Source organism: Pseudomonas delhiensis (assembly GCF_900187975.1).
Taxonomy (GTDB): Bacteria; Pseudomonadota; Gammaproteobacteria; order Pseudomonadales; family Pseudomonadaceae; genus Pseudomonas; species Pseudomonas delhiensis.
The window spans coordinates 75,405-95,901 of sequence record NZ_FZPC01000019.1; the positions used below are offsets into that span (position 1 = coordinate 75,405).

Here is a 20,497-nt window from a genome sequence, read left to right on the forward strand (position 1 = left end):
CACCGCCTTGCCTTGCGAGAACCACAATGACAACGACGCAAACCCCGGCGGCGACCCTGGAGCTGAGCACCATCCAGCCCATCGCCCGGCACGAACGCCACGGCCGCGCCCGCGACCTCTTCACCATCTGGTTCGGCAGCAACATCATGCTGCTCACCGTGGTCACGGGGGCGCTGGCCGTCACCGTGTTCCAGCTGTCCTTCGTCGCCGCGCTGCTGGCGCTGGTGCTGGGCAACCTGGTCGGCGGGGTGTTCATGGCCCTGCACTCGGCCCAGGGCCCGCAGCTGGGCGTGCCGCAGATGGTGCAGACGCGCGGCCAGTTCGGCTCCTTCGGCTCGTTGCTGGTGGTGGCCCTGGTGGTGATCATGTACCTGGGCTTCTTCGCCTCCAACCTGGTGCTCGGCGGCCAGACGCTGCACGCACGCTTCCCGGCCGTGGCCACCAACGCCGGCATCCTGCTGGTGGGCGCGGTCAGCGTCGTCGCCACCGTCTTCGGCTATCGCCTGATCCACGGCTATACCCGGCTGATGTCCTGGCTGTCCGGCGCGGTGCTGCTGGTCAGCTTCGCCTGGGTGCTGTTCATCCACGGCCTGCCGGCGGATTTCCTGCAGCGCAACGGCTTCAACCTGCCGGGCTTCCTCGGCGCGCTGTCGATCGCCGCGCTCTGGCAGCTGGCCTACGCCCCCTACGTTTCCGACTACTCGCGCTACATGCCGCAGGACACCGGCGCGCGCACCGCGTTCTGGTCCAGCTACTGGGGCTGCTGCCTGGGCTCGATCCTGCCCATGCTCCTGGGCGTGATCGTCGGCCTGTGCCTGGACGGCGGCGACGTGGTCGCCGGGCTGATCGGCATGACAGGCGGCTTCAGCGCCGTGCTGGTGGCGGTGTTCTCCATCGGCATCGCCGCCACCAATGCGATGAACCTGTACTGCGGCACGCTCTCGGCGATCACCGTCGGCCAGACGCTGATCCCGGCCTGGGTGGCCGGCGCCGGCTGGCGCGCGCTGATCGCCCTGAGCCTGTTCGGCGGCTCGCTGGCCATCGCCCTGCTCGGCCAGGACAACTTCATGGCCAACTACACCAACTTCATCCTCCTGCTGCTCTACGTGCTGGTGCCCTGGAGCGCGATCAACCTGGTCGACTACTACCTGGTCGCCCACGGCCAGTACGACGTGCTGTCGTTCTTCCGCCGCGACGGCGGCATCTACGGCACCTTCAACTGGACCGCGGTGAACTGCTACGTGCTGGGCATCCTGGTGCAGGTGCCGTTCATGTCCACCGAGCTGTACACCGGGGTGGTGGCGCGCGCCATGAACGGCGCCGACATCTCCTGGATCGTCGGCCTGGGCGTGGTCTCGCCGGTCTACTGGGCGTTCAGCCGCAAGCGCCAGCGCACCCTGGCGGAGGCCCGCGCATGAGCCGCCGGACCGGATTCTTCTTCGACGAACGCTGCTTCTGGCACGCCGCCGGGCTGCACGCGCTGATTCTCCCGGTGGGCGGCTGGCTGCAGCCGCCGGCCGGCAGCGGCCACGCCGAGTCGGCGGAGAGCAAGCGGCGGCTGAAAAGCCTGATGGACGTCTCGGGCCTGAGCGCGAAACTCAAGCTTTCCAGCGCGCCGCTGGCCAGCGAGGAAGACCTGCTGCGCGTCCACCCGCTGGACTACCTGCAACGCTTCAAGGCCATGAGCGACGCCGGCCACGGCGAGCTGGGCGAGGAGGCCATGGTCGGCCCCGGCACCTACGAGATCGCCCGGCAGTCCGCCGGACTGGCCATCGCCGCGGTGGACGCGGTGCTCAGCGGCGAACTGGACAACGCCTACGCGCTGTCGCGGCCGCCGGGCCACCATTGCCTGGCCGACCGCGGCATGGGCTTCTGCTACCTGGCCAACATCGCCGTGGCTGTGGAGGCGGCGAAGGCGCGCCACGGCATCCGGCGCGTCGCCGTGCTGGACTGGGACGTGCACCACGGCAACGGCACCCAGTCGATCTTCTATGGCCGCGACGACGTGCTGACCCTGTCGATCCACCAGGCCGACTGCTTCCCGGTGGGCTCCGGCGCCGTGGAAGAGCAGGGCGAAGGCGCCGGCCTGGGCGCCAACGTCAACGTCCCGCTGTACCCCGGCAGCGGCGACGACGCCTATCGCCACGCCATGCAGCGCATCATAGTGCCGGCCCTGGAGCGCTTCCGCCCGGAGCTGATCGTGGTGGCCTGCGGCTTCGACGCCAACGGCGTGGACCCGCTGGCGCGCATGCTCGCCCACAGCGAGACCTTCCGCGCCCTCACCCGCAGCGTGCGCGAGGCCGCCGAGCGCTTGTGCGAGGGGCGCCTGGTGCTGGTCCACGAGGGCGGCTACGCCGAAGCCTACGTGCCCTTCTGCGGCCACGCGGTGATCGAGGAACTGGCCGGGGTGGCCACCGAGGTGGTCGACCCCTTCCTGCCGATGCTCGAAGGCCAGCAGCCGGACGCGGATTTCCGCGCCTTCCAGCGCCAGGCCATCGAGCGCATGGCGCAGAAGCTGGGCCTGTAGGCCGGCATCAGGCCTGCGGCAGCGTGCCCGGGCGGACGTAGGCCAGCGCGTGTGCGACGTAATCGGCCTTGCCCAGCTCGACGCCCAGGCTGCGCAGGATGGCGTAGGCGGTGATGCAGTGGAAATAGAACTGCGGGAACGACCAGTCGCGGGCGTACTGCTCGCTGTCCATGTCGAAGACGATGCCGTTGGGCAGGTCGAGCGCGATCGGCGCCTCGGGCCGGCCATCGAGCGCATCGCCGGGCAGGTCGGCGAGCGCTGCCAGCGCCTCGGCTATGCAGGCCCGGGCCTCGGCCAGGGTGCCCGGCCGCTCGTTCGACGCCCAGCCGTCGTTGCGCACCTGCAGCCACGCCTGCGGAACGGCCAGGCCGCGTAGGCGGTAGGCCGGCTCCAGCGCCTGGAAGCAGGCGAAACGCACCTGCGCGGCCAGCGGGTACATGTCCGGCGCCAGGCGTTGCGCCATCAGCCCGTCGACGTCGTTGCCGGCGGCGCTTTCATGGGCGGCGGCCTTGTCGAGCCATTGCGAGAGGTTCGTGAGCATGTGGGTGAACGAGGGGACGAGAAGGCTGGTCAGCGACATGGCGGGCTCCGGGAAAGGGGAGCCGTCAGCTTAGTCCGGACTCGCCGGCCGTGCTGCTCCTACCTTATTGGGGGCACGGCTTCTCGTAGGAGCGAGCTTGCTCGCGAACCGCATGGCACCGCGTTTGTTCGCGAGCAAGCTCGCTCCTACGAAGAGCATGCGGCTCGTGCCGGCTGTGGGTCCTTTGTCTCCGGCTGACTCCAGCCTCCCCGCACACGCCGAGCGGTCCCCTCTCCCTCCGGGAGAGGGTTAGGTCGAGGGGGCCGTTGAGGTACGGGGTGTCCCTGTAGGCGCGGCGCAAAAAAAGGGAGCCCGAAGGCTCCCCTGGAGAGAAACCGCGGCGGGGGACGCCGCGGTCGGAGCGCTGGCCGCGGGTTACGCGGCGCGGAACAGGTTGTGCGGGTCGATGACGAATTTCTTCGGCACGCCGGCGTCGAACTCGCCGTAGCCTTTCGGCGCCTCGTCCAGGGTGATGACTTCCACCCCGACGATGTCGGCGATCTTGATGCGGTCCCACATGATCGCCTGCATCAGCTGGCGGTTGTACTTCATCACCGGGGTCTGGCCGGTGTGGAAGCTGTGGGACTTGGCCCAGCCCAGGCCGAAGCGGATGCTCAGGCTGCCGTGCTTGGCGGCGTCGTCCACCGCGCCCGGGTCCTCGGTGACGTACAGGCCCGGGATGCCGATCTGGCCGGCCACGCGGGTGATGCCCATCAGCGAGTTGAGCACGGTGGCCGGGGCCTCGTGCTGCGAACCCGAGTGGCCGTGGCCGCGGGCCTCGAAGCCCACCGCGTCGACCGCGCAGTCCACTTCCGGCTCGCCCAGCAGGTCGGCGATCTGCTCGTGCAGCGGGGTGTCCTTGGACAGGTCGGCGATCTCGAAGCCCTGGGCCTTGGCGTGGGCCAGGCGGGTCGGGTTGACGTCGCCGATGATCACCACCGCGGCGCCCAGCAGGCGGGCGGAGGCGGCAGCGGCCAGGCCCACGGGGCCGGCACCGGCGATGTACACGCTGCTGCCCGGGCCGACGCCGGCGGTGACCGCGCCGTGGTAGCCGGTGGGCAGGATGTCGGACAGGCAGGTCAGGTCGCGGATCTTCTCCATGGCCTTCTCGCGGTCCGGCAGCTTCAGCAGGTTGAAGTCGGCGTAGGGCACCAGCACGTATTCGGCCTGGCCACCGACCCAGCCGCCCATGTCGACGTAGCCGTAGGCGCCGCCGGCGCGGGCCGGGTTGACCGTCAGGCAGACGCCGGTGTGCTGCTCCTTGCAGGTGCGGCAGTGGCCGCAGGCGACGTTGAAGGGCACCGAGACCAGGTCGCCGATCTTCATGGTCTCCACGCCGCGGCCGATCTCCACCACCTCGCCGGTGATCTCGTGGCCCAGCACCAGGCCGGTGGGCGCGGTGGTCCGGCCGCGCACCATGTGCTGGTCGGAGCCGCAGATGTTGGTGGAGACCACCCGCAGGATCACCCCGTGGTCGATCTGCTTGCCCTGCGGGTCCTGCATCTTCGGATAGGGGATGTTCTGCACCTCGACCTTACCTGGGCCGAGATAAACCACACCACGATTGCCAGACATACGCATTCCTCTTTGTCGTTGTGGGTACAAATGCGCGGCACGGCGGCCACGCGGCTTTGCACTGGGATGTCGTCTGTTGCGCGACAGGGCCGGGGTACAGCTGGCAGCCGGCGGGTCTGTCGGTGTTGCTCGGGTGGCGGGAGGTGCATGAAGAGCCCCTCTCCCCAACCCTCTCCCGCAAGCGGGAGAGGGGGCTTGTTCGGCGCGGGCTCGACATGCGGCCCCCGCTTGCAGCTTGTGGCTTGCAGCCTGCAGCCGCTTTAAAGGACAACCGTCCGATTGGCGTTGAGGAATACCCTCCGCTCGATGTGATAGCCCACCGCCCGCGCCAGGGTCAGGCACTCGACGTCGCGGCCCTTGGCGATCAGGTCCTCGGGGTAGTGGGCGTGGTCCACGGCCTCGACGCCCTGGGCGATGATCGGGCCCTCGTCGAGGTCGTTGTTGATGTAGTGGGCGGTGGCGCCGACCAGCTTGACGCCCTTCTGGTACGCCTGGTGGTAGGGCTTGGCGCCCTTGAAGCCGGGCAGCAGCGAGTGGTGGATGTTGATCGCCCAGCCGTCCAGCCTGCGGCACAGCTCCGGCGAGAGCACCTGCATGTAGCGGGCGAGGATCACCAGTTCCGCGCCGCTTTGCTCGATCACCTGCCACACCTTGGCTTCCTGGGCGGCCTTGTCCTGCGGGTCGAGGGCGAAGTGGTGGTAGGGGATGCCGTGCCAGCGCGCCAGGGGCTCCAGGTCCGGGTGGTTGGAGACCACAGCCGCCACGTCCATCGGCAGTTGGCCGATGCGCTGGCGGTAGAGCAGGTCGTTCAGGCAGTGGTCGGCCTTGGAGACCATGATCACTACCTTGCTGCGGTAGCCCGGCGGGGTCAGCTCGGTCTTCATCTGGAAGGGCTCGACGCGCTCGGCCAGGCTGGCGCGGAAGGCCGCCTCGTCGAAGCCGTCCGGGGCGCGGAACTCCACGCGGATGAAGAAGCGCTGGGCCAGGCGGTCGTCGAAGGAGTGGTGCTCGGTGACGTAGCACTGCCGTTCGAACAGGTGGCGCGTCACCACGTCGACGGTGCCGAGCAGGCTCGGGCTGTCGGCGGTGAGGATCCAGGTATCGGGGGTGCGGCTCATGGCGTGGCTCCGGTGGCGACGCGGGAGGGCGGGCCGGCTGGCCCGCCCGCCGGGATCAGGCGGCGATCTGCAGGCCGTACTCGGCGCTGGCGTCCTGCAGCCACAGCCAGAAGTAGTCGGCGAAGCTGCGGCGCACCACCAGTTCCCAGGTGTCCTCGCCGGTGTGGCGGATCACGCACTGGGACTTGGCGAAGATGGTCCCCACCGCCTTGCCCACCGGGAAGTTGCTCGGGTGCACGTCGTAGCTGGTGGACTTCATCAGCAGCTCGCGCACCTTCGGCCCGGTGAGTTCCAGCAGGGTCTGCCCGCCGCCGACGTTGACCACCGAGTAGTGCAGCTCCTCGCCGAGCACCTTGCGCAGCTTCTGCTCGACGGCGAATTCCTCGCCGCCGGGGACGATCAGCAGCCACTCGTCCGGGCCCAGCCACTGCAGCGAGGTGTCGCCCTTGGCCACCAGGGTCAGGGCCACCGGCAGCTCCAGGCCCAGGGCCTTGTGCACGCCCTCGGCGAAGGCCGCGTCATGGGCGCTGCCGCGCAGCACCAGGTGGCCGAGCAGCTTCTTCTCGCGCAGGGTGACGCCGGCGTTGGCGACGCTGCGCGAGGCCAGCTTGTCCAGCTCGGCGTGGTGCAGCGGGGTCTCGACTTTCACCCCGGCCTCGGGGCATTGCTGGTAGACGTTCGCTTTGCTCATTCGTATTCACCTCGGGGCGCTGTGCGCCCTGGAATCCTCTCACCCTCCCCCCGTCGGAGGAGGGCTTGGCCTTCGCTTGCGGCTTGTCGCTTACCGCTTGCAGCTGCTCTTAATCCACATTCTGCCGTTCGCCTTTCGGGTCGTAGAACACCGAACTGCAGATTTCCGCCTCGATCACCCGGCCGTCGACCAGGGGCGCGTAGACCTTCTCGCCCATGCGCTTCAGGCCGCCCTTGACCACCGCCAGGGCGAAGCCGTAGCCGAGGGTGCTGCTCATGTAGCTGGAGGTGACGTGGCCGACCATGTTCATCGGGATCGACTGCTGGGTGGTGAACACCAGCTGGGCGCCTTCGGGCAGCACGTCCATGGGGTTGGTGGGTTTCAGCCCGACCAGCTGCTTGCGGTCCTCGCGCAGGCAGTCGGCGCGGTTCATGCCACGCCAGCCGATCCACGAGAAGGGCTTGGTGCGGCCCACGGCCCAACCCATGTTGAGGTCGTCCGGGGTCACCGAGGCGTCGGTGTCCTGGCCGACGATGATGAAGCCCTTCTCGGCGCGCAGCACGTGCATGGTCTCGGTGCCGTAGGGGGTCAGGTTGTACTTCCTGCCGGCCTCGACTATGGCTTCCAGCACGCCCATGGCGTAGTTGGCCTGGATGTTCACCTCGTAGGACAGCTCGCCGGTGAAGGAGATGCGGAACACCCGCGCCGGCACGCCGGCCACCTTGCCTTCCTTCCAGGTCATGAAGGGGAAGGCGTCCTTGTCCAGGTCGATGTCGGTGACCTCGGCCAGCAGCTTGCGGCTGTTGGGGCCGGACAGGGTCAGGGTGGCCCAGTGGTCGGTGACCGAGGTGAAGTACACCTTCAGCTCCGGCCATTCGGTCTGGTGGTACAGCTCCAGCCACTCCAGCACGCGGGCGGCGCCGCCGGTGGTGGTGGTCATGACGAAGTGGTTGTCCGCCAGGCACGCGGTCACGCCGTCGTCGAAGACCATGCCGTCTTCCTTGCACATCAGGCCGTAGCGGGCCTTGCCCACGTCCAGCTTGGTCCAGGCGTTGGTGTAGACGCGGTTGAGGAACTCGCGGGCGTCCGGGCCCTGGATGTCGATCTTGCCCAGGGTGGAGGCGTCCAGCAGGCCCACCGACTCGCGTACCGCGCGGCATTCGCGGGCCACGGCGGCGTGCATGTCCTCGCCGGCCTTGGGGAAGTACCAGGGGCGCTTCCACTGGCCGACGTCCTCGAACTCGGCGCCGTTCTTCACGTGCCAGGCATGCAGGGCGGTGAAGCGCACCGGCTCGAACAGGTGGCCGCAGTGGCGGCCGGCCACGGCACCGAAGGTCACCGGGGTGTAGTTCGGGCGGAACATGGTGGTGCCGGTCTCGGCGATGCTCTTGCCCTGGGCGCGGGCGGCGATGGCCAGGCCGTTGATGTTGCCCAGCTTGCCCTGGTCGGTGCCGAAGCCCAGCGCGGTGTAGCGCTTGACGTGCTCGATGGACTCGAAGCCCTCGCGGCAGGCCAGCTCGATGGCCGCGGCGGTGACGTCGTTCTGCGGGTCGACGAACTGCTTGGGCGCACGGGAGGTGGGCTTCTCGTGGGGCACCTGGAACAGCGCCACGGTCGGCTCCTCGACCCGCTCGGAGGCCTTCGGCAGTTCGCCGGGCGCGGCCTTGAAGCCGGCGTCCTCGGCGGCCTGGGTGCCGGCGTTGTAGCCGTCCTGCAGGTTGTCGGCGAGGCGGAACACGCCGTTCACGGCGCCGGCGCAGATGCGTTTCTGCAGGCCTTCGCCGGGGACGAAGGCGAGGATGTCCTCGCGCCACTCGGGCTTGCCGCCCAGGTGCGAGGCCAGGTGCACCACCGGGCTGTAGCCGCCGGAGCTGGCGATCAGGTCGCAGTCCAGCCAGTCGCCGGGGGCGGTGACCTTCAGGCGGATGGGGTCGATGGCGGCGACTTTGGCGCCAGTCACGCGCTTGCTGCCACGCGCTTCGATCACCGCGCTGCCGGTGATGACGCGCATGCCGCGCTTGCGGGCTTCTTCCACCCACTCGCCGCGCGGGTTGGCGCGGGCGTCGGCGATGGCCACCACTTCCAGGCCGGCTTCCTGCCAGTCCAGGGCCACGCGGTAGGCGTAGTCGTTGTTGGTGGAGAGCACCAGCTTCTTGCCCGGCGCCACGCCGTAGCGGCGCACATAGGTGGAGACGGCGCCGGCCAGCAGGTTGCCCGGCAGGTCGTTGTTGGCATATACCAGCGGCCGCTCGTGGGCGCCGGCGGCCAGCACCACGCGCTTGGCGCGCACGCGGTGCACGCGGTGGCGCACCTGGCCCAGCGGCGCGGTCTCGCCCAGGTGGTCGGTGAGGCGTTCGTGGATGGTGAGGAAGTTGTGGTCGTGGTAGCCGTTCACCGTGGCGCGCGGCAGCAGCACCACTTCCGGCAGCGACTTCAGCTCGGCCAGCACCTGTTCCACCCATTCGGCGGCGGGCTTGCCGTCGAGGGTCTCGCGGGTGTCCAGCAGGCTGCCGCCGAACTCTTCCTGCTCGTCGGCCAGGATCACCCGGGCGCCGCTGCGCGCGGCGGCCAGGGCCGCGGCCAGGCCGGCGGGGCCGGCGCCGACCACCAGCACGTCGCAGTGGCGGTTCATCCAGTCGTAGCTGTCCGGGTCGACCTCGGTGGGCGCGCGGCCCAGGCCGGCGGCCTTGCGGATGTACTTCTCGTACGTCAGCCACATGGACTGCGGGTACATGAAGGTCTTGTAGTAGAAGCCGGGGGGCATCATCTTGCCGCCGACCTTGCCGAACACGCCCATCAGGTCGTTCTGCACGTTCGGCCAGCCGTTGGTGCTGCTGGCCGCAAGGCCGGCGTACAGGGCCTGCTGGGTGGCCCGCACGTTGGGCACCTGGGTGGCCTCGCGCGAGCCGATCTGCAGGATGGCGTTGGGCTCCTCGGCGCCGGCGGCGACTATGCCGCGGGGGCGGGAGTACTTGAAGCTGCGGCCGACCACGTCGACGCCGTTGGCCAGCAGGGCGGCGGCCAGGCTGTCGCCGGCGAAGCCCTGGTATTGCTGGCCGTTGAAGGTGAAGGTCAGCGGCTTGCTGCGGTCGATGCGACCGCCACGGGAAAGGCGATTGATCTGGCTCATGTTCAGGCCTTCGCGACTGCGGGCTGGGCGGCGGGTTTCTTCTCGGCGCTGGTCACGCTGGGTTTCTCGCCGATCTTGTAGGTTTCGAGGATCTCGTAGGTCACGGTGTGGCGGGTGGCGTTGAAGTACTGCCGGCAGCCGGCGGCGTGCACCCACAGCTCGTGGTGGATGCCGCGCGGGTTGTCGCGGAAGAACATGTAGTCGCCCCACTCCTCGTCGGTGCAGGCGCCGGGGTCCAGCGGGCGCGGGATGTGCGCCTGGCCCTTGGCGTGGAATTCCTCTTCGGAGCGCAGCTCGCCGCAATGGGGGCAGAAGATGTGAAGCATGGTCTAAACCTCCGGGGTTGCCTTCCGTGGGAGGTGGGGCGCCGGCTCTTCGCCGAACCACCCTCTCCCGCCCTTCGGGCACCCTCTCCCGCAAGCGGGAGAGGGGAATCAGTTGTCGCCCTGCGGGCGAATGTTCAATGAGCTACGGCCGCTGCGCCGTGCTCGTCGATGAGCGCGCCGGAGTGGAAACGTTCGATGGAGAAAGGCGCGGCCAGCGGATGCGGCTCGCCGGTGGCCAGGGTGGCGGCGAAGACGTTGCCCGAGCCGGGGGTGGCCTTGAAGCCGCCGGTGCCCCAGCCGCAGTTGAAGAACAGGTTCTTCACCGGCGTCTTGCCGATGATCGGGCAGGCGTCCGGGGTGGTGTCGACGATGCCGCCCCACTGGCGGTTCATGCGCACGCGGGAGAGCACCGGGAACATCTCGACGATGGCCTGCAGGGTGTGCTCGATCACCGGGTAGGAGCCGCGCTGGCCATAGCCGTTGTAGCCGTCGATGCCGGCGCCGATGACCAGGTCGCCCTTGTCCGACTGGCTGATGTAGCCGTGCACGGCGTTGGACATGATGACGCTGTCGATGATCGGTTTCAGCGGCTCGGAAACCAGCGCCTGCAGCGGGTGCGATTCGATCGGCAGGCGGAAGCCGGCGAGCTTGGCCATGTGCCCGGAGTTGCCGGCGGTGACCACGCCGACGCGCTTGGCGCCGATGAAGCCGCGGTTGGTCTCGACGCCGATCACCGCGCCGTCCTGCTTGCGGAAGCCGATGACTTCGGTCTGCTGGATCAGGTCCACGCCCAGGGCGTCGGCGGCGCGGGCGAAGCCCCAGGCCACCGCGTCGTGGCGGGCCACGCCGCCGCGGCGCTGCACGGTGGAGCCCATGATCGGGTAACGGGCGCTCTTGGTGCAGTTCAGGTAGGGGATTTCCTCGGCCACCTGCTGGGCGTTCAGCAGCTCGCCGTCCACGCCGTTGAGGCGGTTGGCGCTGACGCGGCGCTCGCCGTCGCGCATGTCCTGCAGGGTGTGGCAGAGGTTGTAGACGCCGCGCTGGGAGAACATGACGTTGTAGTTGAGGTCCTGGGACAGGCCCTCCCACAGCTTCATGGCGTGCTCGTAGAGCTGCGCCGACTCGTCCCACAGGTAGTTGGAGCGGACGATGGTGGTGTTGCGCGCGGTGTTGCCGCCGCCCAGCCAGCCCTTCTCCACCACCGCGATGTTGCGGATGCCGTGTTCCTTGGCCAGGTAGTAGGCGGTGGCCAGGCCGTGGCCGCCGCCGCCGACGATGACCACGTCGTACACCGGCTTGGGCGTGGGCGTGCGCCACATGCGCTGCCAGTTCTCGTGGTGGCTCAGTGAGTGCTTTAACAGGCCGAAGCCGGAGTAGCGTTGCATGTGGGTGCTCCTGAAAATCTCGTGTCGCGGCGTTCTACCCGTAGGAGCGGGCCCTGCCCGCGATGCTTTCGGCCATTCGCGGGCAGGGCCCGCTCCTACGGAAGATGCCGCGGGAATCTCAACGATAGACCGGGTAGTCGGCGCACAGCCCGGCGACCTGGGTGGCCACCTTGGCCTCGACGTCGGCATCGCCCAGGTGGTCGAGCACGTCGCAGATCCAGCCGGCCAGCTCGCGGCACTGGTCTTCCTTCAGGCCGCGGGTGGTGATGGCCGGGGTGCCGACGCGGATGCCCGAGGTCACGAAGGGGCTCTGCGGGTCGTTCGGCACGGCGTTCTTGTTGACGGTGATGCCCACGCGGCCGAGGGCGGCGTCGGCTTCCTTGCCGGTCAGGCCCTGCTTGACCAGGCTGATCAGCATCAGGTGGTTGTCGGTGCCGCCGGAGACCACGTCGTAGCCGCGGTCGATGAACACCTCGGCCATGGCCTTGGCGTTCCTGATCACCTGGGCCTGGTAGTCCTTGAACTCCGGCTCCAGGGCTTCCTTGAAGCACACCGCCTTGGCGGCGATCACGTGCATCAGCGGGCCGCCCTGGGCGCCGGGGAACACCGCGGAGTTGAGCTTCTTCTCGATCTCCTCGTTGGAGCGGGCCAGGATCAGGCCGCCGCGCGGGCCGCGCAGGGTCTTGTGGGTGGTGGTGGTGACCACGTCGGCGTAGGGCAGCGGGTTGGGGTACAGGCCCGCGGCCACCAGGCCGGCGACGTGGGCCATGTCGACGAACAGCAGCGCCCCGACCTTGTCGGCGATGGCGCGGAAGCGCGGGAAGTCGAGGGTCTTGGAGTAGGCGGAGAAGCCGGCGACGATCATCTTCGGCTTGTGCTCCACGGCCAGGCGCTCGACCTCGTCGTAGTCGATCAGCCCGGTGGCGGTGTCCAGGCCGTACTGCACGGCGTTGTACAGCTTGCCCGAGGACGACACCTTGGCGCCGTGGGTCAGGTGGCCGCCGTGGGCCAGGCTCATGCCCAGGATGGTGTCGCCGGCGTTGAGCAGCGCCAGGTACACCGCCGAGTTGGCCGAGGAGCCGGAGTGCGGCTGGACGTTGGCGTAGTCGGCGCCGAACAGCTGCCTGGCGCGGTCGATGGCCAGCTGCTCGACCTTGTCCACGTGCTCGCAGCCGCCGTAGTAGCGCTTGCCCGGGTAGCCCTCGGCGTACTTGTTGGTCAGCCCGCTGCCCTGGGCCTGCATGACGCGCTTGCTGGTGTAGTTCTCCGAGGCGATCAGCTCCAGGTGGTCTTCCTGGCGTTCTTCCTCGGCGGCCATGGCGGCGAAGAGTTCGTCGTCGTAGCCCTGGATCTGGTCATGCTTGCTGAACATCGCGGTCTCCGTGCGACAGGCGCGTCGCTTGTGGGTGGAGGCTGCCCTGACCGCCCGCGCCGGGGGCCTGCGGGGCTCGGCGCGAAGGGGTCGGTATTAGCCAGTTGTGATCGATTGTGCTCAATAGCCCGCCCCCCCATTTGCCTGTTTGCGACGTCAAAATGCCCAAACCTACCCGCGCGCTGCACCGCCCGTCCCTGCTTCGTCTGCGCCGGGCCCGCGGCGGCCGCGAAGGCGTCGGCGCGACATCGACAAGGGTGTAAGCTTGGGGCCGGCATCGCCCCCGCGCATGTCGCAGAAGAACAAGAAAAGCAGGCTGCCCTGACTGCCGTCGCCCCGCCCTGCCGATTCTCGGCTGCCCGCCCCGGGCAAAAGATGTCCGTTCCCGACCCGAAAATGCACCTGGCTGCCACAGGGCCACTGCTGCACGCCGCGCCGCCCAGCGGCTAGAATGCCGCCACTGTCAAACCCGAGGACGCCATGAAACGCTCCCTGATCCTGCTCAGCGCCCTGATGCTCGGCGCGACCCTCCACGGCTGCGGCGGTGGCGACGACAAGGCCAAGGCCGAGAAGACCGCCGCGGTGCCGGCCGACAGCTGCACTGGCCACCCGCTGGAGAAGGCCCTGCCGCCGAGCAAGGAAATGTACGGCTACCCGTTCATCTCCCGCGAATGCGGCTACAACGACGCCAAGCTGGTCTACGGCACCGCCGACGGCAGCCGCCACCTGGAGATCAGCCTGATCGACACAGGCATGCCGGCCCCGGCCCAGGACGCCAACAGCGAGCAGGCCATCGCCTACCGCGGCGTGCAGGACAAGCTGCGCGACATGACCCATTCCAGCCTGACGCTGCTGAACAAGACCCGCGAGACCGCGATCAGGAACGGCACCGCCGACAAGTTCGGCGGCGAGGACTACCTGCCGGTGATTGACACCACCCGCATGGGCGACCCCCTGGGCATAGTCGCCCCGGCCAAGGGCGAGGCCGGCGAGTCCAGCCTCACCGGGCTGATCAAGGGCCGCTACGTGCTGACCCTGAGCACCCCGGACAAGCCCAACGGCGGCAGCACCCAGTCCATGCGCCAGCTATTCGTGCCCATCGTCGAGCAGATGAAGCTGACGGCGCTGCCCTGATCGGCATGAGCAACGGCGGATAATCGCGGACAGGTCCTATCCCACACCCACCTCCTGTCTCAACTGTAGGAGCGCGCCCTGCGCGCGAATCGCGGGCAGGGCCCGCTCCTACTGTATTGTTCATGCCGGATAGCTCCCTCTCCCGCTTGCGGGAGAGGGTTGGGGAGAGGGCGTTCTAAAGCTCGACATCCATGCTCTCCGGGAAACGCCCTTCGCGAACAACCTCGCTCCTACAAAAGCCACGATTTCGCTACGCTGCCTGTGGATGACTTTCCCCGAGGCAGCTTTCGATGTTCGACAATTCCCAGCAATTCGCCAGCGACAACTATTCCGGCATCTGCCCCGAAGCCTGGGCCGCCATGGCCGAGGCCAACCGCGGCCATGAGCGGGCCTACGGCGACGACCAGTGGACGGCGCGCGCCTCCGACCATTTCCGCGAGCTGTTCGAGACCGATTGCGAGGTGTTCTTCGCCTTCAACGGTACCGCCGCCAACTCCCTGGCCCTGGCCGCCCTGTGCCAGAGCTACCACAGCGTGATCTGCGCCGAGACCGCTCACGTCGAGACCGACGAGTGCGGCGCCCCGGAGTTCTTCTCCAACGGCTCCAAGCTGCTGCTGGCGCGCACCGACACGCAGGGTAAGCTGACCCCCGCGGCGATCCGCGAGATCGCGCTGAAGCGCCAGGACATCCACTACCCCAAGCCGCGCGTGGTGAGCATTACCCAGGCCACCGAGGTCGGCACCGTCTACCGCCCGGACGAGTTGGGCGCGCTCAGCGCCACCTGCCGCGAGCTGGGCCTGCACCTGCACATGGACGGCGCGCGCTTCTCCAACGCCTGCGCCTTCCTCGGCGCCTCGCCGGCGGAGCTGACCTGGAAGGCCGGCGTCGAGGTGCTGTGCTTCGGCGGCACCAAGAACGGCATGGCGGTGGGCGAGGCCATCCTGTTCTTCGACCGCGAGCTGGCCGAGGGCTTCGACTACCGCTGCAAGCAGGCCGGCCAGCTGGCCTCGAAGATGCGCTTCCTCGCCGCGCCCTGGGTCGGGGTGCTGCAGGACGACGCCTGGCTGCACTACGCCAACCACGCCAACCAGTGCGCGCGCCTGCTGGCGCAACGAGTGGCCGACGTGCCGGGCGTGCAACTGATGTTCCCGGTGGAGGCCAACGGGGTATTCCTGCAGATGTCCGAGCCGGCCCTGGAAGCCCTGCGCCAGCGCGGCTGGCGCTTCTACACCTTCATCGGCGCCGGCGGCGCGCGCTTCATGTGTTCCTGGGACACCGAGATCGAGCGCGTCGAGGCCCTGGCGCGGGACATCCGCGAGGTGATGGGCGCCGCCGCCTGAGTTGTCCACCGAATCTGTCGAAAACCCTGTGCGCAGCCTGTGGCCGGGCTGTGCGCAGGTGGCTTGCGGCCGCTTGGCGCCTGGGCCGGGCCAAGGCGCTCGGCGTTTGCCCGGCGGGCCGGATTCTGCCCCCGGAATCTGTTGGCCGCGTTGTGGATAAAGTGTGCATGAATGCCTTGGCGCGAGGCCCGGCGAGGCCTGCGCTCGGCTGTACGTTTTTTGACCTGAATTTGCCCGCGTGCCTTGATTTTCAAGCACTTGCCATCGGCTTCCGGCCGCCGGCGAGTTGCCCACAAAGGCTGTGGAGCGAGGCGCGGGAAAGCTGTGGAAAAGCTGTCGGTGAATGGCTGCGCGAGCGAAACGGCGGGGCCTGCCGGGCATTGCTGGTTTTTTCGCCAACAGCCCTGTCCGTGGGCACTGCGGAAAAAGACCGGCGGCTAATGGTCGCGGGCTGTCCACGGCTTCTGTTGAACGGCCTGTGGTAAAGCTGTGGATAAACTGCCGCTGGACAGGCTTTCCGGGGCCTGCTCAAGGCTGCCCGGAAAATCGCCAGCGTTAGGCTTGAAGTCCCGTGGCACAAGGGTCTCCGGCGTCTTAGGCAGGCCTGCGGAACTGTCCACAACGGCTGTGGAAGCAGCCTTCAGCAAGCTGTGGAAAAGCTGTGGTGAAACGGCTGTGGCGGGCATGCCCACTGGGCTCGCGACGGCTGGCTGTTTTTTGCTCAGGGCGCTCCGGGGTGCTACCTATACTTCCCGTTACCCTGCCTGGGAGGTGCCCCATGTCGAACTACCCGGTCGAACAGATTCGTACGGTCGCCCTGGTCGGCCATGGCGACAGCGGCAAGACCCTGCTCGCCGAAGCCCTGTTGCAGCGCAGCGGCGCCATCCCCGCGATGGGCTCGCTGGAACGCGGTGACACCCTGTGCGACGCCGACCCGCTGGAGCGCGACTACCACCATTCGCTGTCCGCTGCGCTGGCGCACTTCGAATACGAGGGCGCGCACGTCCAGCTCATCGATACCCCCGGCCTGCCCGATTTCATCGGCCACGCGCTGCCGGCCCTGGCGGCGGTGGAGACCGCGCTGGTGGTGGTCAACGCGCAGAACGGCATCGAGCTGAACACCCACCGCATGATGGACTGGGCCGCCGGGCGCGGGCTGTGCCGGATGCTGGTGGTGAACAAGATCGACGCCGAGCGCGTCGACCTGCCGGCGCTGCTGGCCGACCTGCGCGAGGCCTTCGGCAAGGAAGTGCTGCCGCTGAACCTGCCGGCCGGCGGCGCCACGCGGGTGGCCGACTGCTTCTTCGCGCCCGCCGGCGAGGCGGACTTCTCCTCGGTGGAGGAGGCGCACCAGGCGCTGGTCGACCAGGTCGTGGAGGTCGACGAGGAGCTGATGGCGCGCTACCTGGAGCAGGGCTCGATCCAGCCGGAGGAACTCCACGAACCCTTCGAGCGGGCCCTGCGCGAAGGCCACCTGATCCCCCTGTGCTTCGTCTCGGCGCGCACCGGTGCTGGCGTCGACGAACTGCTGCAGACGCTGGCGCGGCTGGCGCCCAACCCCGCCGAGGGCAACCCGCCGCTGTTCGAGCGCCTGGACGAGCAGGGCGGCGCCCGGCCCTTTCGCTCGCAGCCGGACCCCGAGGCCCACGTGCTGGCCCATGTGTTCAAGGTGGTGATCGACCCCTTCGTCGGCCGCCTGGCGGTGTTCCGCGTGCACCAGGGCACCGTGCGCCGCGACATGCAACTGTTCGCCGGGGATGGCCGCAAGCCGTTCAAGGTCGGCCACCTGCTGCGCCTGCAGGGCAAGCGCCACGAGGAGGTGCCGCAGCTGGTCCCCGGTGACTTCGGCGCGCTGAGCAAGGTCGAGGAACTGGAATTCGACGTGGTCCTGCACGACTCCCACGACGAGGACCACATCCGCCTGGCGCCGCTGGACTTCCCCACGCCCATGCAGGGCCTGGCCATCGAGGCCGGCCGCCGCGGCGACGAGCAGCGCCTGGCCGAGGTGCTGCAGCGCCTGCTGGCCGAGGACCCGTGCGTGCGCCTGGACTACAACGCCTCGACCCAGGAAACCGTGCTGCGCGGCATGGGCGAGCTGCACCTGCGCTACCTGCTGGAACGCCTGACCGGCAGCTACAAGCTGGAAGTGAACACCCGCCCGCCCAGCGTGCCCTACCGCGAGACCGCCACGCGCCCGGCCGAGGGGCACTGCCGGCACAAGAAGCAGACCGGCGGCGCCGGCCAGTTCGGTGAGGTGTTCCTGCGGGTGGAGCCGCTGCCGCGGGGAACCGGCTTCGAGTTCGTCGATGCGATCAAGGGCGGGGTGATCCCGGGGCAGTTCATCCCCTCGGTGGAGAAGGGCGTGCGCGCGGCGCTGGCCGCGGGCCCCCTGGCCGGCTTCCCGGTGGAGGACGTGAAGGTCACGGTGTTCGACGGCAAGAGCCACTCGGTGGACTCCAAGGACATCGCCTTCCAGGCCGCCGGGCGCAAGGCCATGTTCGACGCCCTGCGCAATGCCGGGGGCATGCTGCTGGAGCCGGTGGTGAACATCGCGGTGACGGCGCCGGAAGCCCGCCTGGGCGACATCACCGCCGACCTCACCGGGCGCCGCGGCCAGGTGCTGGGCACCGAGCCGCTGTCGGCCCGCGCCACCCTGGTGCGCGGCCAGGTGCCGCTGGCCGAACTGGAAGGCTACGCCAACCGGCTGAAGGCGATCACCGCCGGGCAGGGTTTCTTCACCCTCGAAGCCAGCCACTACAGCCCCGTGCCGCAGGACGTGCAGCAGCGCCTGGCCAGTGGGTACAAGGCGGTGCAGGAAGAAGACTGAAAACGCCGGTTTTTTGTAGGAGCGGATTTATCCGCGATGCTCCTACGCCGCCCCATCCAACCCGTAGGGCGCATAACGCCTACGGCGTTATCCGCCAATCGACCCGGGCACCTCTGTTCCGGCCGGCGGCGGATAACCGCGAACGGTTATTCGCCCTACGCTCGAACGCAGGGCGCGCTCCCCGCAACAGCCGGCGCGGCCGCTCAGGCCCGGCGCCGCTCCCGCTGGTCGATCAGGTACTGCAGGCGGAACAGGTGGCGGTAGCCGGCCTCCCAGGCGCCGTGGCCGGACTTCACGTTGATGTGCCCGGCGTTCGGCAGGACCAGCGTCTCGGCGCCCCAGGCGCGGCCCAGCTGCAGGGCGCGCTGCGGGCTGCAGGCGGCGTCGTTGTCCGAGCCCACCAGCACGCTGGGGAAGGGCAGGGCGTCCAGGGCGATGGGGGCGAAGTTGCGCAGCGCCGCATGGCAGGTCTCGCGCTCGACGTCGGCGGGCGCCACCAGCAGGGCGCCGGAGACCTGGGCCAGGGCCTTCGGCCCGGCGCGGCGGGCCCAGGAAGCGACGGTGACGCAGCCCAGGCTGTGGGCGATAAGCACCACGCGGCCGGGCAGGCGGCGGATCTCGCGGTCCAGCTCGGCGACCCAGTCGACATGCCGCGGCGCCACCCAGTCGCGCTGCTCCACCCGCGAGGCGTTGGGCAGCGCGCGCTGCCAGTGGCTCTGCCAGTGCTCGTCCTCCGAGCCGTGCCAACCGGGCACCAGGACATAGCGGACGCGGTCGCTGCGCATGGGTTCATCCCCCTGAAAGTCGTCATGGGGAGACAGTGTAGGTGGGGTTCGTCAATAAATTAAGGAATAAAAAATGCTTTGCTTATGTCGCATTTGCTTATTCCAGCACTTCTTGATCCGCGACAAGTACGCAGGGGCCCGGCAGGCGTTGAATCGAAGCTGGGCCCACTCCCTTCAGGTGAACCTCATGGCCAAGAAATTCCCCCTGCACCCCGCCCACCCCGAACGCATCTGCTGGGGCTGCGACCGCTACTGCCCGGCCTCGGCCATGGGCTGCGGCAATGGCTCCAGCCGTACCCAGCACCCCATCGAGATCTTCGGCGAGGACTGGGCGGACGAGCCCGCCTGGGGCCTGGACGAGACGCCCGCGCAGCCGGTCGAGGTGCGCCAGCCGGCGCCCTGACTCAGCCGGGGGCCTTGGCGCAGCAGCGCGCCAGCAGGGCTTCCAGGTTCAGGTCGGGCATGGCGCAGGCGCGCAGCGCGCTGGCCGTCTGCTCGACGTATTCTCGGGTGCTGCCGAAATGCCCCTGGGCGCTGTCGAACACGCGCTGCACGATGCTGTCCGGCAGCGAGCCGGCGTAGCTGGGCAGGTGGCGTTCGAGGACGAAGCCCAGGGCGCGCACCCGCCGGCCATCCTCCAGGCGGCAGCTGAGCCACTCCGGGCGGTAGGAGGCGTAGGGCATCTCGCGCTGCCAGAGGGCGAACAGGTTGGCGTCCAGGTCGTCGTCCGGCAGGCGGTAGGCGAAGCCGCCGCAGGAGCCGCCGCGGTCCAGGCCCAGCACCAGGCCGGGCATTTCCGGGGTGCCGCGGTGGGTCAGCGACCACAGGTAGAGCCCGCGGTGGTAGCCGTGCACCCGCGCGCGGCTGGCCTCGGCCACCGGGAACTCCGGGCGCCAGATCAGCGAGCCGTAGGCGAACAGCCACACGGCGCCGCCGCCGTGCTCGGCCATGGTGATTTCCAGCGAGGCGCGCAACTGCTCCGCGCTGAGTCGTTCCGGCGCCCCCAGCGCCGGTGGATAGAAGGGGCCGTCCAGGTTCATAGACGTGCTCATGCGTAACCCCCAAGGTACCTCACGCTCTGAAAACTTAGCGGATGTGACCTTTTGACAGAAGGGGCGGCTGCGCAAGACACCTTTGCGCGGACGAACGGCGCTACCGCCGGTCCGGATGGCAGGGGGCGAAAAAGAGGGCCGCGCGGGGCGGCCCTATCACCAAGATCTTCTCTGGCGTGGGGTGCCAGTGGGTGTGAGGTACCCGACCAGCAGTAGAGCAGCCGCCCATGACAGGCGCGTGACGCTCACTGCCCGGCCTGCCACCGGCCCTTGCTCTGGCTTTCGCAGAACGGCTGGAGGAAGCGCGCGTCGCTGGCCACGCCGTAGTAGTGGATGTCCTGGCGGTAGGGGCTGTTGGGCACCTGGGCGTTGGCGCAGATGCCGAAGGCGCCGGTCGGGCAGGCGTCGGCGTAGGCCACCTCGACCTGCTGGTCCTTCAGTTGCGGCTGGCAGAAGCCCTCGTGGAACAGCTTCGCCGGGATGCTGCGGTTCTGCTGGCAGACCTTCACGTCGAGGTTCCTGCCGCGGCTGTGCACCACGCAGGCTTCGGCGTGGGCGAGGGCGGGCAGGGCGAGGCAGGACGACAGGAGCAGGGCCGGCAGACGCATGAAGACGGGGTCCTTTGAGCGAAGGGCCGACTCTAGCGCTTTTCCCC

At 68.9% G+C, this 20,497-nt stretch carries 17 protein-coding genes; 6 read left to right on the forward strand and 11 right to left on the reverse strand.

Annotated features, from left to right (window positions below; translation table 11 throughout):
* Nucleotides 1-26 precede the first annotated feature (26 nt).
* Both CHC02_RS17905 and CHC02_RS17910 read left to right on the forward strand, forming a co-directional pair.
* A complete protein-coding gene (locus CHC02_RS17905) occupies nucleotides 27-1,418 on the forward strand; it encodes a purine-cytosine permease family protein (RefSeq protein ID WP_089392801.1) in 1,392 nt (463 codons plus the stop codon).
* On the forward strand, nucleotides 1,415-2,527 hold the full coding sequence (locus CHC02_RS17910) for a class II histone deacetylase (protein ID WP_089392802.1): 1,113 nt from the start codon (nucleotides 1,415-1,417) through the stop codon (nucleotides 2,525-2,527). Before CHC02_RS17905 ends, CHC02_RS17910 begins: the two co-directional genes overlap by 4 nt.
* 7 nt (nucleotides 2,528-2,534) lie before the next feature.
* Here the strand turns inward: CHC02_RS17910 and CHC02_RS17915 are convergent, their stop codons facing one another.
* From CHC02_RS17915 to glyA, 8 genes are all read right to left on the reverse strand, one after another.
* Nucleotides 2,535-3,107, reverse strand: coding sequence for a DUF1993 domain-containing protein (locus tag CHC02_RS17915; RefSeq protein WP_089392803.1), 573 nt, complete (start codon nucleotides 3,105-3,107; stop codon nucleotides 2,535-2,537).
* Between the two features lie 375 nt (nucleotides 3,108-3,482).
* The gene (fdhA, locus tag CHC02_RS17920; RefSeq protein WP_061560310.1) at nucleotides 3,483-4,682 is read right to left on the reverse strand and encodes a formaldehyde dehydrogenase, glutathione-independent; all 1,200 of its coding nucleotides are present in this window, start codon (nucleotides 4,680-4,682) and stop codon (nucleotides 3,483-3,485) included.
* 260 nt (nucleotides 4,683-4,942) lie between these two features.
* Nucleotides 4,943-5,800 carry a formyltetrahydrofolate deformylase gene (gene purU, locus CHC02_RS17925; RefSeq protein ID WP_089392804.1) on the reverse strand — a complete coding sequence of 286 codons (858 nt, stop codon included), beginning with the start codon at nucleotides 5,798-5,800 and terminating at the stop codon, nucleotides 4,943-4,945.
* 55 nt (nucleotides 5,801-5,855) lie between these two features.
* Nucleotides 5,856-6,491 (reverse strand): sarcosine oxidase subunit gamma, encoded by a 636-nt coding sequence (locus tag CHC02_RS17930; protein ID WP_089392805.1) that lies wholly within the window; start codon nucleotides 6,489-6,491, stop codon nucleotides 5,856-5,858.
* 109 nt (nucleotides 6,492-6,600) lie between these two features.
* The gene (locus tag CHC02_RS17935; RefSeq protein ID WP_089392806.1) at nucleotides 6,601-9,621 is read right to left on the reverse strand and encodes a sarcosine oxidase subunit alpha; all 3,021 of its coding nucleotides are present in this window, start codon (nucleotides 9,619-9,621) and stop codon (nucleotides 6,601-6,603) included.
* Between the two features lie 2 nt (nucleotides 9,622-9,623).
* Nucleotides 9,624-9,947: a sarcosine oxidase subunit delta gene (locus CHC02_RS17940; protein WP_009614657.1), complete on the reverse strand. Its 324-nt coding sequence runs from the start codon at nucleotides 9,945-9,947 to the stop codon at nucleotides 9,624-9,626.
* Nucleotides 9,948-10,081: 134 nt separating this feature from the next.
* Complete coding sequence (locus CHC02_RS17945) at nucleotides 10,082-11,332, reverse strand: sarcosine oxidase subunit beta (protein WP_009614658.1); 1,251 nt, start codon at nucleotides 11,330-11,332, stop codon at nucleotides 10,082-10,084.
* 118 nt (nucleotides 11,333-11,450) lie between these two features.
* The gene (glyA, locus tag CHC02_RS17950; RefSeq protein WP_089392807.1) at nucleotides 11,451-12,704 is read right to left on the reverse strand and encodes a serine hydroxymethyltransferase; all 1,254 of its coding nucleotides are present in this window, start codon (nucleotides 12,702-12,704) and stop codon (nucleotides 11,451-11,453) included.
* 480 nt (nucleotides 12,705-13,184) lie between these two features.
* Between glyA and CHC02_RS17955 the strand changes: the two genes are divergently transcribed.
* The 3 genes from CHC02_RS17955 (at nucleotide 13,185) to fusA (ending at nucleotide 18,005) form a co-directional block, all read left to right on the forward strand.
* Nucleotides 13,185-13,838, forward strand: coding sequence for a hypothetical protein (locus CHC02_RS17955; protein ID WP_089392808.1), 654 nt, complete (start codon nucleotides 13,185-13,187; stop codon nucleotides 13,836-13,838).
* Nucleotides 13,839-14,128: 290 nt separating this feature from the next.
* Nucleotides 14,129-15,178: a threonine aldolase family protein gene (locus tag CHC02_RS17960; protein ID WP_089392809.1), complete on the forward strand. Its 1,050-nt coding sequence runs from the start codon at nucleotides 14,129-14,131 to the stop codon at nucleotides 15,176-15,178.
* 778 nt (nucleotides 15,179-15,956) lie between these two features.
* Nucleotides 15,957-18,005: an elongation factor G gene (gene fusA, locus CHC02_RS17965; protein WP_089392810.1), complete on the forward strand. Its 2,049-nt coding sequence runs from the start codon at nucleotides 15,957-15,959 to the stop codon at nucleotides 18,003-18,005.
* 203 nt (nucleotides 18,006-18,208) lie between these two features.
* Here the strand turns inward: fusA and CHC02_RS17970 are convergent, their stop codons facing one another.
* Entirely contained in the window at nucleotides 18,209-18,790 is a 582-nt protein-coding gene (locus tag CHC02_RS17970; RefSeq protein WP_089392811.1) for an alpha/beta hydrolase, read from the reverse strand.
* Nucleotides 18,791-18,977: 187 nt separating this feature from the next.
* On the opposite strand from CHC02_RS17970, the gene CHC02_RS17975 reads away from it, so the two are divergent.
* The gene (locus CHC02_RS17975; protein ID WP_089392812.1) at nucleotides 18,978-19,193 is read left to right on the forward strand and encodes a DUF3079 domain-containing protein; all 216 of its coding nucleotides are present in this window, start codon (nucleotides 18,978-18,980) and stop codon (nucleotides 19,191-19,193) included.
* A 1-nt stretch (nucleotide 19,194) separates the two neighbouring features.
* Here CHC02_RS17975 and CHC02_RS17980 read toward each other — a convergent pair whose 3' ends face one another.
* Nucleotides 19,195-19,842, reverse strand: a complete 648-nt coding sequence (locus CHC02_RS17980; RefSeq protein WP_089392813.1) for a gamma-glutamylcyclotransferase — start codon at nucleotides 19,840-19,842, stop codon at nucleotides 19,195-19,197.
* 245 nt (nucleotides 19,843-20,087) lie between these two features.
* Nucleotides 20,088-20,450, reverse strand: coding sequence for an NADH:ubiquinone oxidoreductase (locus CHC02_RS17985; RefSeq protein ID WP_089392814.1), 363 nt, complete (start codon nucleotides 20,448-20,450; stop codon nucleotides 20,088-20,090).
* Nucleotides 20,451-20,497 lie beyond the last annotated feature (47 nt).